Genomic DNA, 15071 nt, shown 5'->3' on the forward strand with positions numbered 1-15071 from the left:
AACTGGCTGGCTGGTACGATTCCAAACGCACGGGTCGAGTCGGATGGGAACGACTTTGGGAAGGCTGGTTTCGGCTGCAAACCCTGATAGACGGCTATTTGCTGGCTAAATCGGTTGATTTGGAGATGTGATTAAGAGACAGGTTAAAGTAGAGGGCGCGTTTCACCACCTCGCGGGGATGGACTTCAGTGTGACTGATAGTGCCAGTGAATAGCGTTTCGTGGGCCAGCAGCTGATTCTGGTTATTCAGGTACATCACGACAAATTCTTCCCGTTCAAGGTTGCCCATTTTCAGCCTGAGCCAGTCGCGAGCGGCCTGTGTGGAGGTGAATGCCACACCTGGTTCGCGCAGATGCTGGTCAAGCAGACCCAGGGCCCGCTTAATCGTGCGCAGTGCCTGTAACGGCAGTTCCGGCGTAAACAGGGCTAGTTGTTTCTCCATGGAAAAATTCCTTAATCAATGATGGCGAGAATTGCGCGGGATTCAGGGTGGTTAAGGGAATAGTCGCGCAGGCGGTAATAGTGCTCCGTCATGGCATCGCATTCAGTGCGACAGGCGTGATGGCTGTATTCGATCAGGCAAACAGCAATGCCTGCGGCTTCCGCGCTCATTTCCGCACCATTGCCATTCATGCTGTTGAACAGGTGCCATTTATCGTAATCCTCAGCTTCAGGTGCCATAAATGCCCCACCGTTGCTGAGCGTGTGGAAGTTCCAGATACCGCCGCTGTAGCCTTCGCAGAAGCGGTTCATCCAGCCAAAGATCCGGGGTTCAAGGAGTATCCACTGAGGGATACTCCCAAAGTGCTGCGGCCAGAAATCCAACCGCTGTTCATCAGGTACGAGGATGGCGGTAATGCCGGTAGCGATGTGTAAATCAGTAACAGGTATGTGGGCGGTATCAGTTTGTGTGGTCATGGTTTTACTCCGTAATAAAGAAGCCAGCCGGTCAGTGCTGGTGAAAAGTGAGTAACAAAGGAGGGATAGGAACTGAATGGCGACGACACTGGTTCAGACATCACGCACGCCTTAAATGCAAAAAGCCCCTGTTGCGTGAGCAGCAGGGGCTGTGTTTATTTTGTGTCGATGGCGGTTTCAGTATCCGGTTTTAATTTTATACATCAGCAATGTTTTACTGCCCCGGGTGACTTTCACGTACAGAGCATTATCCTTCGCACCGCGTACAAAACCTGCATGCACATCACCCTTGCAGTCACCACCGTCGTAGGGAATGTTAACACCGGTCTGGCGTACCAGGTCGATCAATGGCATTCGGTTAAACTCTTGCCGGGGCATCAAAAGAGTTCCATCGGGTTCTGGGACGCATAGATTTTCGTGGATAGTGCCTCCCAGGCCTCACTCGGTGAGTCATTCCGGCAAGTCCCTCTGAAAGAGCACAATAAAATGATTTTAAATGTTTTTTTATCCCCTGAATCAGCAAAGACAAGTGTCTTACTACGAGAAACAAACAGTTTTTGAAATTCAATTTCTGTTTATTTTCTCTGCTATCAATGCAGTCGCTATCGTTGCCTCTGCGATTAATATCATTTTCCGATATCCTTGCCAGGTTCAGTAATAATATATGCGCCTGGATTTCTTGTTTTACGCCTTTCTCACTCTGTGAATGGAAATCCTCAATGCAAAGGATTGACTTGGACAATTTATATAACTCTTCTATATTCCATCTAAGGTGATATAAATCATGAAAAGCTTCGACTTCATAATATCCTTGTTCAACAAGAGTAGTGGCAATAATATATTCACCATTTCGGTCAATATGCTTTATTAGTCTTAACGTTAAGCATGGGAATTCTGAAAGAAGGTTTCTCTTTCTAAGATCTGACTTTACCGCTTCCGATGGCGTATAACTAACAATAAGATCATCTGAATTACTGTCAGAAAAATCTCTAATAGTCTTATTCCTGTTTCCCTCCTGTACTCTGAATACGGCATTCAGATTGTTTTGCATTACTTGATATAACAAGTAATAGCTAAAATATCCCCGATCGAAGATCACGACAGCATTGCTATCCAAACACTGGAGATGCTTTTCGGCACAAGCCATCTCATTGTTATAGTTAACAAAATCAACGTCATATATGATCGAATTCAATACATCATAGAGACAACTCATCATTGCATAGGGATAATGTCGTGATGTGTTTTTGGGGGTTTTATATCCATTTTTCAGCAACCCTCTGGGAATGTTTAATTTTGAGCCATCTATAGCAAACAGTCGATGTCCTTTCCATGTTTCGGGATAGGTATTATCTTCCCATACAGAAACGATATTTTTGTTTATGGTTTTTATTGCATCATCAGGTAATTTCATTCTGGCTTCGCACATTGATGAAGCAGAGACGGGCTTATGCTGAGGTAGCGGTATTTTTTCATGAATGCACTCAGCCCATATTTCATTAATAATATAAGAGTATCCGTGGTTATTTTTCCCTGATATGATTTTCATGAGAAATAACACAATCAATTTTGTGTCTATTGATCTTTTCCTTTTTCGCCAAAAATTATCAATTTTCGAGCATGAATCAAAAAAAGTTTTGTTCAGAAAATAATATATATCCATCAGCATACTCTCTGAGGAAACTTAGATTTTTATAGCATAGTTGTTATCTTAACCGAATGCCATTGCCAGGTCGATAACCCCGAAACTTAAATCTTCACAGGCAGCACCCGGCCAGTCCTGAATCAGGGCAAATTTATGGTCTTCACTGACGGCGGTCAGCGAGCAGACTGAGCTGTTGATATCGTTTCCCTGGCACCAGTACGACTCGCCCGGGTTGTCTTTATCCATCAGTTGTTCGGGTAACTGTGTTGCACTGGTGGTGAAGGCGGCCAGATACAGCACAATGGCGGATACTGCAGTTATCATTCTGAACATGGTTTACTCCCTGAATCCTCAGTAGCGCATGGCTGCGCTGATTTGTTCTATGTCAGTCATGGCATGATTAAAAACGTTTATAGCGGAACAGTTCTTTTCCCTGGTACAGCACCACCAGGTCGTCGTAATCCGGCTTTTTGTGGTTAGGCATAAAGGTGGCAATCGTCCCGGGACGGCACAGGTCTTTCACGGTGACACCGAATTTCTGGTCAGGGGTGATGGTGAAGCCTTTTGACGCTTCATCACGCTTGATGCTTATCCAGCCCCACAGGCCGCCCTCACAGTCTTTAAGCGGCGCTGAGCGTATCGTTACCATTACGCCCATACGGTCGACGGACATAGCTTCACATTTCCCGGTGACCTGACGGTGTGCATCACACCAGAATATATTGCCGTTGTTGTCATTGACTGCAGCAGGTAGTACCCGGTTATAGAGTGCAGCCTGCACCGCGACGCAGGTCAGCAGACTGCCTGCTATCAGCAGAGCTCTGAACAGATTTTTCATGTTGATTTCCTTAAAAGAGAAGCCACTGGTTTAATGCCAGTGGGAATACATCAGGCCACCAGCGTCAGGAACAGCATGACCAGCCACACCCAGAAATAAGCTGGTTTCTGCCCCAATGATTTAGCCCGTCGCCAGAGATAGAACGGTACCAGCCACGCCAGCTTGCCGAAGGCTGCTGTATCCACCCCGGCCTTACGCAGGCGTCTTTCATCCAGATAACCCAAGGCGATATTGAGCAGCAGTGTGATAAACCAGTACTGCCCACCCGATACGGCGTCATACGCTTCCTCAAACGCCATCCCGCTCAGTCCTGCCGTCCACAGCTCAAGCGCGTAGCCAATGATCGGGGCAAAGGCCAGTGTCCAGACGACACCACCCGGAATGCGGTGCCCCAGCAGTGCAGGTGGTGTGATGCGCTGTGCCAGCGCGGCCATCAGCGGGGTGGCGGATAAAGGCTGCCAGTCGGTCATGCCCGGCTGCCACACCAGTGTGGAGGCGGTAAGTTCGCCGCATTTGATGCGCTCGGTCATTTCTTCTTCAGTCACACTGTCGTGACGGACGCCATTTTTCTCGTAATGCCAGTTCATGATTCTCCTTGTCTCTGAAAGATCGGCACAGGCCGGAGGTTGATTAAGCAGCACTACCCGCTGAGCTTCTGTCAGGAGAGGTCAGTAACAGGGCTTCGCGAATGAAACTAAAGTGAGGAAGTGCGTGGATGAAAGCAGGATGACTGGTCAACTGGCTGATGGTTTTTCTGGGTGTAAAAGTGGTGTTCAGCACTGTGACGGCGTGAATATCTGTCAGCGGATGGACCGTGATATGTCCCCGAAACTCACCGGCCAGATACCAGCAACCTGACTGCGAAATCAGACGGTACGGGGCCAGGCTCTCACAGCGTTGCCCCTCGGCCAGCAGCGTCACCCGCTGGCGGGAGGTAATGGCGGTTACCAGTCGGTAAAACACCAGTGAGCCGGAAGGACTCACTCCGTGTGGCAGTTGCCACACCAGACAGGGTGCATCATCCGACGCCAGCAGGGCACTGACCAGTCTGCGGTCAAAGCCCGGAAAGACATCAGCGAGCCCGGTGCGGTGAGCAAAGGTCAGCACATCCAGTTCACCCTGCGCACCGTTACCTCCAGTACGCAGGCGACAGAGCCCCTGACGGTACTCCAGGTCCAGGTACATGAGCCGCTCACGAAAATCCCGCCGCAGGGTGCGAACCGACACCCCGAACTCGGTGGCAAGCTTCGTCACGCTCAGAGTTTCGCCCGCAACTAGGCGACCGATGATAAGTGACAGTCTGACCGCCAGCCGGTCATGGCGACGTTCTGCCTGTGTCATGGAACATTCTCCGTGAAGGATTAACTGACTGAAATTAATGTGATTACTTTACAGAGGGGGGTGGACAGGGAATGGACACTACGGGAACTATTTTTTGCATCTGCATAATGTCAGAGCAGGCACGACCTACAGCGACATTTGGCTATTTTCTCAACAATCACTGCAAGGGAAAACGGACAGGTGGTGTCCATAGTTAACGAAGTGGTAACAATACCAGTGTTGCAGAGGGTAAATTCCCCGCTCCGTTACAGCTGTTCCAGCAGGGTTTCTGCCATCACCCACAGAGCACGATTAAGCTTCACATCACCATCAATTCCCCGCACTGCGCGGGTATGCATACGCTTTCCTTTTATAGTCTCGCCACGTAACCCACCCTTAATCAGGTTTTCCTGAATGCGCTGATACGTGGTCCACAGGTCATCGCTGTAATCTTCATAACGCCGTGGCGTCAGGATCTGTGCCGGAGTTACTGGCTGATGCTCTTCACCAAACCGATAGGTAATGGCCGCTTTTGCCAGTGCCTGTCGGACTGGTGGTGGAAGCATCAGCGACTGCATGGCATCCCGTTTTTCCTCCACCCGGTCAAAAATCCCCAGTACCTCATAGGCCCCCTCAATCACCTGACTCACCACGTCTCCCTTGTGTGGAACGCGCACCTCGCCAAAGGTCTCACCGCAAATCAAACCATTCTGGCAAACCTGGCGAAACAGCCCCGGCAGCATCTGGTATGAACTGGTGCCATCGTGTGAATTCAGCAGAATGATTTCCGGCACCTGTTTACCGGTAATTTGCCCCTCACGGCGCAGGCGCAGCATGTGCTTTGTATGCTCTCGACGCCCTGAGTCACGAACCCTGGTCTGACAGGCAAAGAACGGCTGAAAGCCTTCCCGCTGCAGGCTTTCCAGCAGGGAGATGGTGGGGATGTATGTGTAACGTTCACTACGCGATTCATGTTTGTCCTCGCTGAATACGCTGGGTACTACCCGAAACAACTCTTCACGGGTTAACGGGCGGTCACGACGAATAATATTTGCTGCGCCAAAGCGCGAAGCCAGACGGGTCATAAGCAGACTCCTCATGATGGAAAAATAAATACAAAAAAGCCCTGTCGCTCAAATGGCGACAGGGCTCAGGAAACGACGGATTAAGTGGCAATATTCAGAAGAAGAAATTCCAGACGGCACGGGCGACCGACACCACGGTATCGCGTACAGCCTGAATGATTGTCCGAACCGGGGCCGGTATCAGGGACAGGGAACTTACTGTATCCAGTACCGAGCCGACTGTTTCACCAAAATCGTCACGGGCTTTTTTATTAACGGAATCGGTACGAAGTGGCGCACTGAGCTGGACCACCACCGGACTGCTGGCCTCACGCGGTAAGCAGCGGATCATCCGCTCAGCCATCACCCGCAGTCCCCACTGCAGTCGGACCGACACCGCACACACTGAATTTACAGGCTGGAATATCTCATGAAGTAGGGCAATTTTGCGGCTGATATTCTGCTTCTGCTCGGTTGATAACTTATCACCTCCACTAGAGGGCTCGACCTTATCCGACTGACTGATAACAAACAGCACCTTATGTCGGTATGCCTCACCAATCACCTGATGATAAAAGTGTTCATCCACCGCCAGTGCCCGATCATCAGCCTTGATCAGCCACAGCACCAGGTCGAGCCGGGGAAGGTATTCACGGTAGAGCGTTGCATATTCAGCATCGCGAGCACCGCTCTCTCCGACGCCGGGCAGGTCCACAAGAGTCATACTCCGCTCTCCTGTCTGGAGGCGAAAACGTAATGGTTCTCGGGTACAAGCAGCAATATCGCTGACAGATGAAACTTCCCCCTGAAATAAGGCATTACACAGTGAAGATTTACCGACTCCAGTTTTCCCCATAATACCAATCACCGGCTCGTAGTTTGTGAGCTGGCGAATCTGCTGCATGACCCGCTCTGAGGCCCATTCCGGTAAGTCATTAAGCGAGCGTTGCAGAGACTGCAGACCTTCCTGGTTTCTCATGACATCTCCTGAAAAAAGAAAACAAAAATGGCGAAGCCTTTATGGATTCGCCGTAATGATGCTGCGTTCTGGGAGATGATATATATCTGAAATTATCTAGAATGAGGGCGTAATATTTAACGGGTAAATATAACATCATCATTCTATTGGGGACTTTAATTCCTGTCGCCCTTTATGATGGCAATATATTCATTGTCAATAAGAGTTACCAGCATCTCCATTTCCGATATGCCATACCCCCCTGATAACTTAGCCATCTTTTTCTTTGATTTCGCTGGTAATGTCGTAAGGTCAACGGTAGACACAGATTTTGTTCTTCGAACTTGCTGAAGCCAAGCCTTTTCGAGCTCAGTCATTAACACCTTCTTATGTTTTTGAGGTGCCTGAGATGACGCCTTTAATTCAAGAAAGTGCTGATTGGCTTTTTTACGTTTATTTTTCAGTTCTTCAAGTTGTTCACTCGTCCAGCCATTCCAGAAATCAAAAGTTGCACAGATAAAATACCAGCGCTGGTAATTATTAAGAGGGTTCAGTGGTGGTGAAACTCCCTTTTCTTTTAACGTATCCCACACCCAAATACATTGATCTTCATTTTTAATGTCCATCCACGAGAACGCTTTTGGGAAGTCAGAATAGACTGAGGACCAGGTTTTATTTATTTTTTTCATTAAAGCAACAGGATCATCTATTTGGGGATTTAATAATGTCTCTGTAATGTATTCAAGGATATCTTCCACCCCAGCAAAATCCGATACAAAACTAGGAAAAAAAACGCCGTTGGCGGGTTTATTTTTTAAAGTGGAAATATCAAATTTTTTTAGAAGCTCATCCAAACCTATCTCAGGTTTTTCATACCCGTCGGAATGTGACAACAGCAAACTGTTCTTTTCATCTGCTTCAGTGGTCTTTGATTCAGATTTTTGAAGATAATCTAAATCGGTGTTTGTTGTCATTCCCCCAATCATAGGTCTGTCATCTCGCGGATGACTGATCTCCATGGCAATCATCTCTGTACCGAGAGCCTTTGCTGAAAGCGGGTTAATATCATGTTCAACTTTCTGCCCAATCAACTGACCTCTCATTTTTTCGAAATAAAGAGCAAGGTAAAAAAAATAAAAAAAGGCTGCCCGGGGCTCTTTATCTAACCACTTTAGCTTGTTTTTTAATCGCTCACGTTTTTCTTCAGCTTGCTTTTTGAGCCTGATTAGCTCTTTTTCTATACGTGATTTTTCCCAATCACGGCTTTCTTCACCCGACACTTTTTTGTTCATTTCATCACCAACCACAAAGATTTTCAGTATTTTTATATACTAAAAACGAAGATAAAACGAAGATGAAATGAAAAAAAATCAACTCTAAATCACATAAAAAACAAATGAATTACGTAGAAAAAACGTAGCTTGTAAAAACAAGTGAAAATTAAATATCAATTAGTTACAAGAAAATCATTTTATACATGTACATAAACCATATCAATACAAGCAGGCTTCTCATCAGCCGGGATAAAGTCATAGAGCGCTTCTTTATGATGCGAAGGTCAACGTATGTTGAACCCAATATTGATGATGCAAAATTTGTCAGCATCTAAGAAACGTCTACGGGCAATCATCACCACTTTTTTTACGTGAACACCGGTACCTATGCCGGAGCGGGAAGTAACAAGAATAAGACCTTCTCCGGTTTCCATTCAGATACCGGAGAATCAAATCATGACTATTCAAGTTTCCCTGCTCGAAGACCAATTCATCGATATGGCATTTATTACCAAGCTAATGCAGATGACAGATAAGTGGGTGTACAAGCTAATTAAAGACGGTAAGTTTCCAAAACCGACTAAATTTGGCCGCAGCTCTCGCTGGCGGAAAAGTGAAGTGGAAGCCTGGCTTCAGGTCCGTATCGAAGAATCCCACAAACAGTAGTAAGCCCTACTTCACCAAATAACACTAATCCAGACCGTACTTGCACTATCCGCTTTCAGCGGAGGCTTACGGCTGCCTGAAATTTAATAATCAAGGAAAATTACCCATGAAAAACATCCCATTGCTTAACCATTACAATGCCTGGCTTAATGACTTTACCCGCATCAATTTGTTCCATGGTTTGTGTCAGCAGGAAATAGAGCACTGGCACAAACTTGCGATTACATCGTGCCGGTCATCGGACGGTATGGCATCGGTAATTGTCATCCCACAGTATCTGTTACAGGTCACTCAAACATCCCGGGAGGAAGAGTGTGCTGTTATCCCCCGACTGAACAAACGTACTGACTATTCTCTGTTACCTGGAGTGTTGCTCAGTGAATGTTACCGCCTTGGGAAAAGCAGACTGGCGGAACAATTACAGATGTTATTCCGGCTGCATACGCAACCGGGCTTTCGACAAACGCTGACACTACTCTGCTGGTGTGAACTGGTTGCAGGCCGGGATTTGGATGAATGGTATTCGCTGCACTTACCGCTTCCTGACACGCTGAAGCAATGGATGTCAGAAAAACAAAAATCATACCGGGGACTGAAAACGCTAACTGAAAATTATATTCGTGCCACCAGGCCAATGTGAGGTCTGGAAAATGCGAGTACAAAAATGTTATATCGCACAGCGTAGAACCGGCGAAATTGTGCCTGCCCGCCAGGTGAATATGGCAGAAAGTGAAGAGTGGAGCTGCCACCATTGTCAGTGCCCATTGATATTCCACCTCCCCACCAAAACTTCACCGTCATGGTTTGAACACGATATTCCACGGGGCAACCGGAAGCCCTTTTGCAGTGCCCCTGGTTGGCACCAGCAAGTGGGAAATCTTCCACCATAGAGAAACTTCAGCAACTCGTGGCGCAACTGCCCCCAGTCATTACAACAACCCAATGGCAATGCACGATGTGCGGCCTGTCATATGGCGGTGAGAAACGCTGCCCTCAATGCAGAAAAGGGATATACAGTCGGGAGATACGAATTTAGTGATACGTACCAGGCAATCATGGGATTGATTGATACACCAGAAAGTTATTATATGGGGCATATAACTTCGGAGTAAAAATCAATCACTTTCCATCATCCGGCCCCTGGTGCTGGTGGATTCGTAATTCATAATCCATGACGGGTTGGTAATATTAATTAACCAACTGATATATAAACAATATCATCTCAATACCACACCCTATACGGTCACTTATACACGACAGCCTTAATGGCTGGTATTCCCCCCTTTAAATCGTTATTCCCTTTAACAGCCCATTACGGGTAAGGCTTTGCCCTGCCCGTAATTCATTACCCAAGGAAAATTATATGATTGATAATATCTGTCTCGATAGACGGCACGCACCATTCAACACCACTTACCTGCAGCGTATTCTTCGCGTTATAGATAGCGCGACTGCAGAGCACGCACGCACAATGGCGGTACGGGTAGACCTGCGTCTTCCTGACAATATGCTCACTAACCGGCAGGGTCTGATATCTCGATTCATTGAATCCCTTGATGCAAAGATTGCAGCGCGCTACAGAAGTAAGCTGAAGCAGGGTAAACGAACATATCCATGCCACCTTCGCGATGCCTGGGTTCGGGAGGTGGGTGAGATTAATCAGAAATCGCATTACCACATGGTGTTGTTCGTGAATAACGATACGTTCAATGGACTGGGGAGTTACAAAGAAGACGGGACGGGCCTGGCGTCTCTGATACGAGAGGCCTGGCTGAGCGCCCTACAAATGAGTCATCGACCAGACTACGGGACGCTTGCCCGCTTTCCTGATAATCCCCTTTATTACCTGGATGTTAATTCAGCTTGTTACAGAGATATTTATGATCAACTGACGTTTCGATTAAGTTATTTTGCGAAAGAACGCACCAAAGATTACAGCAGGGAAGAACGGTCTTTTGGTTGTAGTCAAAACTAATTGTTAATCAAAGAAAAATTACTTTTAAAGCCTTTACCCCGCTTACTTCGAACCGCCAGTATCGATTGGTGAGACCTTGGAAACTTCCAAAGAATGCGCTATATTTCCACTATTCCAGAAATATAGAAATGAGATGCAAGTGGAGCTTTCAAAAGCAGCAGACACTCTGAAAGAGCTGGGTCATCCTACGCGCCTGAGCGTGTACAGAGAGCTGGTTAAAGCCGGGCATGAAGGGTTACCGGTTGGCGAACTGCAGAAGCGGCTCGACATCCCTGCCTCTACGCTGAGCCATCATCTCTCATCGCTGATATCAGTTTCTCTGGTAAGCCAAGAGCGGCAGGGTAGAACGCTCTATTGCCATGCTCGATATGAGAACCTTGAAGCTCTCATTACCTTCCTGACAGAAGAATGCTGCTCAGGGACTGACGACTGCCTCACCATGCCCCAGAAGACGGAGAAGTAAAATGACAGGCGACCTTAAGAATGTTGATTCGGGTTTGTTTGACACCTCAATCACAGAGGCAAGATTCGGCGTTCCTGCCGTTGCCCATCCTCCCCGTATCCTCATGCTGTACGGCTCTGTGCGTGAACGTTCATATAGCCGACTGGCAACTGAGGAAGCGGCAAGGTTGCTGACTGCCATGGGCGCAGAGGTGTGTATCTTTAATCCCTCTGGTTTGCCTCTTCCTGATGATGCGCCTGACTCGCATCCCAAAGTCATGGAGCTGCGTGAGCTGGTTCGTTGGTCCGAAGGGATGGTGTGGTGTTCCCCTGAGCGCCATGGTGCGATGACCGGCATCATGAAAGCCCAGATTGACTGGATACCACTATCGGAAGGCGCTGTTCGACCTTCTCAGGGTAAGACGCTGGCTGTAATGCAGGTCTGCGGTGGTTCTCAGTCTTTCAATGCCGTAAACCAGATGCGCATTCTTGGCCGCTGGATGCGGATGATCACCATCCCGAATCAGTCCTCTGTGGCAAAAGCCTGGCAGGAGTTTGATGAAGATGGACGAATGAAACCGTCTTCTTATTACGATCGCATTGTGGATGTGATGGAAGAGCTGATGAAGTTTACCCTGTTGACCCGAGGCAACTCAGCCTATCTCGTTGATCGCTACAGCGAACGAAAAGAGTCGGCAGAAGAGCTTTCCCGGCGGGTTAATCAGAGCAAAATCTGAGGGCTGATATGAGTGATGTAACGGCATTCAACAACTGCATGAGCGTGTTCTGGCGGCAACACGAAGCCGAACTCTCTCGCTTTCTGGCATCGAAGACAGGTGATAGCGAAAAATCAGCTGACCTTCTGCAAGAGCTATTCCTGCGTGCCCGAGCTCATTCAGACAGTTTTTGTCAGATGGAGAATCCACGAGCCTGGCTGTATCGGGTGGCGAGGAATCTGCTGATTGATGAGTACCGCACCACCAGGGAGTTCGTTGAGCTGGAAGAAGAGGCCCCACTGCCTGACGTATCCCCTGATGCGATCTCAACGCTAGGTATTTGCCTGCCTGAAACGTTGCAGGCATTACCTGAAGATGAGCGGTGGCTGATTGAAGAATCCGATCTCAACCGGCGTCCCCAGCAGTCCTTAGCCGATGAACTGGGTATCACGCTGACGGCGTTTAAATCCCGACTACTTCGGGCCAGAAAGCACCTGAAAGAGACGATGACAGAACTCTGCCAAATTGAGGCGGATGACACTTCTCCCATCTGTTGCCACAAAAAAATGAATTAATCGCGCATCTTTTTCCCACCACCTTCGTTTACCTCAGTGTAAAGCCAAATGACTAAACACTGAGGTAAACAGTCCATGTCAAAAATTGAGATATTTGAAGCAGCAGGTTGCTGCGCAACCAGTAGCGTTGTGGTCAGTGACGAAGCCGTCAAATGGAACGCCAGCGCCGAATGGGCGAAAAAGAATGGCGTTGATATTCAGCGCTACAGCCTTGCGAAAAACCCGCAGCAGTTCCTGAATACCCCTGTCATCAAAGAGTTTCTGAACACATCAGGGATGGAGTCCCTCCCTGTCACCTTGCTCGATGGCAAGCTCGTGATGGCAGGCAAGCTGCCGACTCGTGAAGATATCGCCCGTTGGGCAGGTATTCCGCTGACTAAGGACTGGAGTGAAGACAGCGCACAACCAAGCTGCTGCAGCATTCCACGTATGCCTTAATTCCCGAGGAACTATCACAGATGAAAATGCCATTTTTAAAAGACATTCCCCCGTTCATCTTCTTCACCGGTAAAGGTGGAGTGGGTAAAACATCTCTGGCCTGTGCTACTGCGGTATGGCTGGCCGATCAGGGTAAGAGAACGCTTCTGGTGAGTACCGATCCGGCTTCCAATGTCGGCCAGGTATTTAGCCAGACTATTGGCCACCGAATTACAGATATCAGTACCGTTGAAAATCTTGCCGCGATGGAAGTTGACCCTATGGCTGCGGCACAAGCTTATCGCGACCGTGTACTGGACCCTGTTCGCGAGCTGATGCCAGCCGATGTGGTCAGCAGCATTGAAGAGCAGCTTTCCGGCTCATGTACCACGGAAATCGCTGCATTTGACGAGTTTACGGGTCTGTTGACCAATCATGAGTTGCGGGAAAAATATGACCATATCGTATTTGATACCGCGCCAACCGGTCACACCATACGTATGCTTGAGCTACCGGGAGCCTGGAGTGGTTATCTGGAAGCGAACCCTGATGCCGCCGCTAACCTCGGGTCGCTGGTGGGACTGGAGAAACAACAGCACCAGTACTCCGATGCGGTTAAAGCGCTGTCTGATGCAGCACTCACGCGCTTAGTTCTGGTTGCCCGCGCCCAGTCTTCAACGCTGAAAGAAGTCTCTCATACGCACGATGAGCTGTCTGCTATCGGTTTGCAGCATCAACACCTTGCCATTAATGGTGTGCTGCCGCCGTATGCGGGTGAAAATGATCCACTGGCGCAAAGTATTTTGGCTCGGGAAGAAAAAGCATTACAGGCAATGCCTGATAATCTGGCTAATCTTCCCCGCTCACAGCTGTATCTGAAGCCATTTAATCTGGTCGGTCTGGAAGCCCTGCGTGAATTATTCACAGAGAGCAAAGCCTCACCGGCTCTCCCTGATACCACGCTGAATGCTCTGGATTTACCGAAACTTGCGTCACTGGTTGATGAACTAAGCCTGACAGGAAAAGGGCTGGTCATGACGATGGGTAAAGGCGGAGTAGGTAAAACGACCGTTGCGGCATCGGTGGCGGTATCGCTGGCAAAACGCGGGCACAAGGTCCACCTGACCACATCCGATCCGGCAGCACATCTTTCTTACACGCTGGATGGCTCGTTGCCAAATCTTCAGGTCAGCCGTATCGACCCGAAGGTGGAGACAGAACGCTATCGTCGCTTTGTTCTGGAAAACCAGGGAAAAGGGTTAGATGCAGAAGGACTGGCGGTGCTGGAGGAAGATCTCCGCTCGCCATGTACTGAAGAGATCGCCGTCTTCCAGGCATTCTCGCGGATCATCAAAGAGGCTGACGACCATTTTGTCATTATGGACACCGCTCCAACGGGTCACACGCTCCTGCTACTTGATGCAACAGGAGCCTATCACCGGGAAATGGTGCGCCAGATGGGACAAACACATGACCATGTGATGACGCCAATGATGCAGTTACAGGACCCGGAAAAGACAAAGGTGATTATCGTGACGCTTGCCGAAACGACACCTGTACTGGAAGCAGCAAACCTGCAGCAGGATCTGCGTCGAGCTGGCATCGAGCCGTGGGCATGGGTTGTTAATAACAGCCTGGCAGCGGCTGAACTGTCTTCACCTTTCCTGAAGACCAGGGCGAACCGCGAGTTGCCACTCATCTCTGATGTGGAAGAGCAGTATGCAAAGCGTATTGCTCTAACAGCACTACAGAGCGAAGAGCCGGTTGGTATTGACCTGCTGGAAGAAATGGCGAAGTAACCATGAAGGGGGCATTTGCCCCCTTCAACTTTATTTCAGTCGTTTACCTGCATCATCAATGACTTTTTCACCGTCTTCCTTGGTGAAAGCCGCTTTCTGGGCATCTGGAAGGATATCCAGAACTACCTCGGACGGACGGCACAGTTTAGTTCCCAGTGGCGTCACCACAATCGGACGGTTAATCAGGATCGAGTGTTGCAACATAAAATCGATTAACTGGTCGTCAGTAAATTTATCTTCTGCAAGACCCAGTTCCTCATACGGCTCGACGTTCTTACGCAGTAACGCCCGGACGGAAATGCCCATATCCGCAATGAGTTTGACCAGCTCATCGCGTGAAGGTGGAGTCTCAAGATAATGAATAATGGTCGGCTCAGTACCGCTGTTGCAGATTATCTCCAGCGTATTACGCGACGTTCCGCAGGCCGGATTGTGATAAATAGTGATATTGCTCATCTCAGTATC

General features: G+C 48.5%; 22 protein-coding genes and 2 pseudogenes. 11 read left to right on the forward strand and 13 right to left on the reverse strand.

Going from position 1 to position 15071, the window contains the following annotated elements; genetic code table 11:
- Positions 1-112: 112 nt before the first annotated feature.
- The 8 genes and pseudogenes from C5471_RS15845 to C5471_RS15880 form a co-directional block, all read right to left on the reverse strand.
- Positions 113-442 (reverse strand): annotated as a pseudogene (locus C5471_RS15845) (JAB domain-containing protein); the annotation flags it as partial.
- Between the two features lie 11 nt (positions 443-453).
- On the reverse strand, positions 454-918 hold the full coding sequence (locus tag C5471_RS15850; protein ID WP_133816125.1) for an antirestriction protein: 465 nt from the start codon (positions 916-918) through the stop codon (positions 454-456).
- Between the two features lie 177 nt (positions 919-1095).
- The gene (locus tag C5471_RS15855; protein WP_166296113.1) at positions 1096-1272 is read right to left on the reverse strand and encodes a hypothetical protein; all 177 of its coding nucleotides are present in this window, start codon (positions 1270-1272) and stop codon (positions 1096-1098) included.
- Between the two features lie 4 nt (positions 1273-1276).
- Positions 1277-2581 carry an IS4 family transposase gene (locus C5471_RS15860; protein ID WP_166296119.1) on the reverse strand — a complete coding sequence of 435 codons (1305 nt, stop codon included), beginning with the start codon at positions 2579-2581 and terminating at the stop codon, positions 1277-1279.
- A gap of 51 nt (positions 2582-2632) precedes the next feature.
- Positions 2633-2887: pseudogene (locus C5471_RS15865) on the reverse strand (hypothetical protein); the annotation flags it as partial.
- Positions 2888-2963: 76 nt separating this feature from the next.
- Positions 2964-3401 (reverse strand): hypothetical protein, encoded by a 438-nt coding sequence (locus tag C5471_RS15870; RefSeq protein WP_133816123.1) that lies wholly within the window; start codon positions 3399-3401, stop codon positions 2964-2966.
- Positions 3402-3451: 50 nt separating this feature from the next.
- Entirely contained in the window at positions 3452-3988 is a 537-nt protein-coding gene (locus C5471_RS15875) for a DUF4339 domain-containing protein (RefSeq protein WP_133816122.1), read from the reverse strand.
- A gap of 43 nt (positions 3989-4031) precedes the next feature.
- Complete coding sequence (locus C5471_RS15880) at positions 4032-4655, reverse strand: transcriptional regulator (RefSeq protein WP_339959291.1); 624 nt, start codon at positions 4653-4655, stop codon at positions 4032-4034.
- Between C5471_RS15880 and C5471_RS25090 the strand changes: the two genes are divergently transcribed.
- On the forward strand, positions 4585-4758 hold the full coding sequence (locus C5471_RS25090; protein WP_339959292.1) for a hypothetical protein: 174 nt from the start codon (positions 4585-4587) through the stop codon (positions 4756-4758). The genes C5471_RS15880 and C5471_RS25090 overlap by 71 nt on opposite strands.
- 229 nt (positions 4759-4987) lie before the next feature.
- Here C5471_RS25090 and C5471_RS15885 read toward each other — a convergent pair whose 3' ends face one another.
- The 4 genes from C5471_RS15885 to C5471_RS15900 all read right to left on the reverse strand — a co-directional run bounded on the left by C5471_RS15885 (position 4988) and on the right by C5471_RS15900 (position 8451).
- Positions 4988-5806, reverse strand: coding sequence for a DUF932 domain-containing protein (locus C5471_RS15885; RefSeq protein WP_133816120.1), 819 nt, complete (start codon positions 5804-5806; stop codon positions 4988-4990).
- Positions 5807-5900: 94 nt separating this feature from the next.
- Positions 5901-6764, reverse strand: a complete 864-nt coding sequence (locus C5471_RS15890) for a GTPase family protein (RefSeq protein ID WP_133816119.1) — start codon at positions 6762-6764, stop codon at positions 5901-5903.
- Positions 6765-6919: 155 nt separating this feature from the next.
- Complete coding sequence (locus C5471_RS15895) at positions 6920-8035, reverse strand: hypothetical protein (protein ID WP_133816118.1); 1116 nt, start codon at positions 8033-8035, stop codon at positions 6920-6922.
- Between the two features lie 266 nt (positions 8036-8301).
- On the reverse strand, positions 8302-8451 hold the full coding sequence (locus C5471_RS15900) for a hypothetical protein (RefSeq protein ID WP_166296122.1): 150 nt from the start codon (positions 8449-8451) through the stop codon (positions 8302-8304).
- Positions 8452-8473: 22 nt separating this feature from the next.
- Here C5471_RS15900 and C5471_RS15905 point away from each other — a divergent pair, with 22 nt between their 5' ends.
- The 10 genes from C5471_RS15905 (at position 8474) to arsA (ending at position 14606) form a co-directional block, all read left to right on the forward strand.
- The gene (locus tag C5471_RS15905) at positions 8474-8683 is read left to right on the forward strand and encodes a helix-turn-helix transcriptional regulator (protein ID WP_133816117.1); all 210 of its coding nucleotides are present in this window, start codon (positions 8474-8476) and stop codon (positions 8681-8683) included.
- 106 nt (positions 8684-8789) lie between these two features.
- A complete protein-coding gene (locus tag C5471_RS15910) occupies positions 8790-9323 on the forward strand; it encodes a secretoglobin family protein (protein WP_133816116.1) in 534 nt (177 codons plus the stop codon).
- A 10-nt stretch (positions 9324-9333) separates the two neighbouring features.
- Positions 9334-9573, forward strand: coding sequence for a DUF7828 domain-containing protein (locus C5471_RS24875; protein ID WP_278250166.1), 240 nt, complete (start codon positions 9334-9336; stop codon positions 9571-9573).
- Between the two features lie 65 nt (positions 9574-9638).
- A complete protein-coding gene (locus C5471_RS25505; protein ID WP_414105931.1) occupies positions 9639-9719 on the forward strand; it encodes a putative zinc ribbon protein in 81 nt (26 codons plus the stop codon).
- 327 nt (positions 9720-10046) lie between these two features.
- The gene (locus C5471_RS15920) at positions 10047-10658 is read left to right on the forward strand and encodes an inovirus Gp2 family protein (protein ID WP_133816115.1); all 612 of its coding nucleotides are present in this window, start codon (positions 10047-10049) and stop codon (positions 10656-10658) included.
- 139 nt (positions 10659-10797) lie between these two features.
- Positions 10798-11121 carry a metalloregulator ArsR/SmtB family transcription factor gene (locus C5471_RS15925; RefSeq protein ID WP_133816213.1) on the forward strand — a complete coding sequence of 108 codons (324 nt, stop codon included), beginning with the start codon at positions 10798-10800 and terminating at the stop codon, positions 11119-11121.
- Position 11122: 1 nt separating this feature from the next.
- A complete protein-coding gene (arsH, locus tag C5471_RS15930) occupies positions 11123-11836 on the forward strand; it encodes an arsenical resistance protein ArsH (RefSeq protein ID WP_133816114.1) in 714 nt (237 codons plus the stop codon).
- An 8-nt stretch (positions 11837-11844) separates the two neighbouring features.
- Entirely contained in the window at positions 11845-12390 is a 546-nt protein-coding gene (locus C5471_RS15935) for a sigma-70 family RNA polymerase sigma factor (protein ID WP_133816113.1), read from the forward strand.
- Between the two features lie 75 nt (positions 12391-12465).
- Positions 12466-12828 (forward strand): arsenic metallochaperone ArsD family protein, encoded by a 363-nt coding sequence (locus C5471_RS15940; protein WP_133816112.1) that lies wholly within the window; start codon positions 12466-12468, stop codon positions 12826-12828.
- A 20-nt stretch (positions 12829-12848) separates the two neighbouring features.
- Positions 12849-14606 (forward strand): arsenical pump-driving ATPase, encoded by a 1758-nt coding sequence (gene arsA, locus C5471_RS15945; protein ID WP_133816111.1) that lies wholly within the window; start codon positions 12849-12851, stop codon positions 14604-14606.
- Between the two features lie 30 nt (positions 14607-14636).
- Here arsA and arsC read toward each other — a convergent pair whose 3' ends face one another.
- The gene (gene arsC, locus C5471_RS15950) at positions 14637-15062 is read right to left on the reverse strand and encodes a glutaredoxin-dependent arsenate reductase (RefSeq protein ID WP_133816110.1); all 426 of its coding nucleotides are present in this window, start codon (positions 15060-15062) and stop codon (positions 14637-14639) included.
- Positions 15063-15071 lie beyond the last annotated feature (9 nt).

Origin of the sequence: Photorhabdus tasmaniensis (assembly GCF_011189505.1) — a bacterium.
Taxonomy (GTDB): Bacteria; Pseudomonadota; Gammaproteobacteria; order Enterobacterales; family Enterobacteriaceae; genus Photorhabdus; species Photorhabdus tasmaniensis.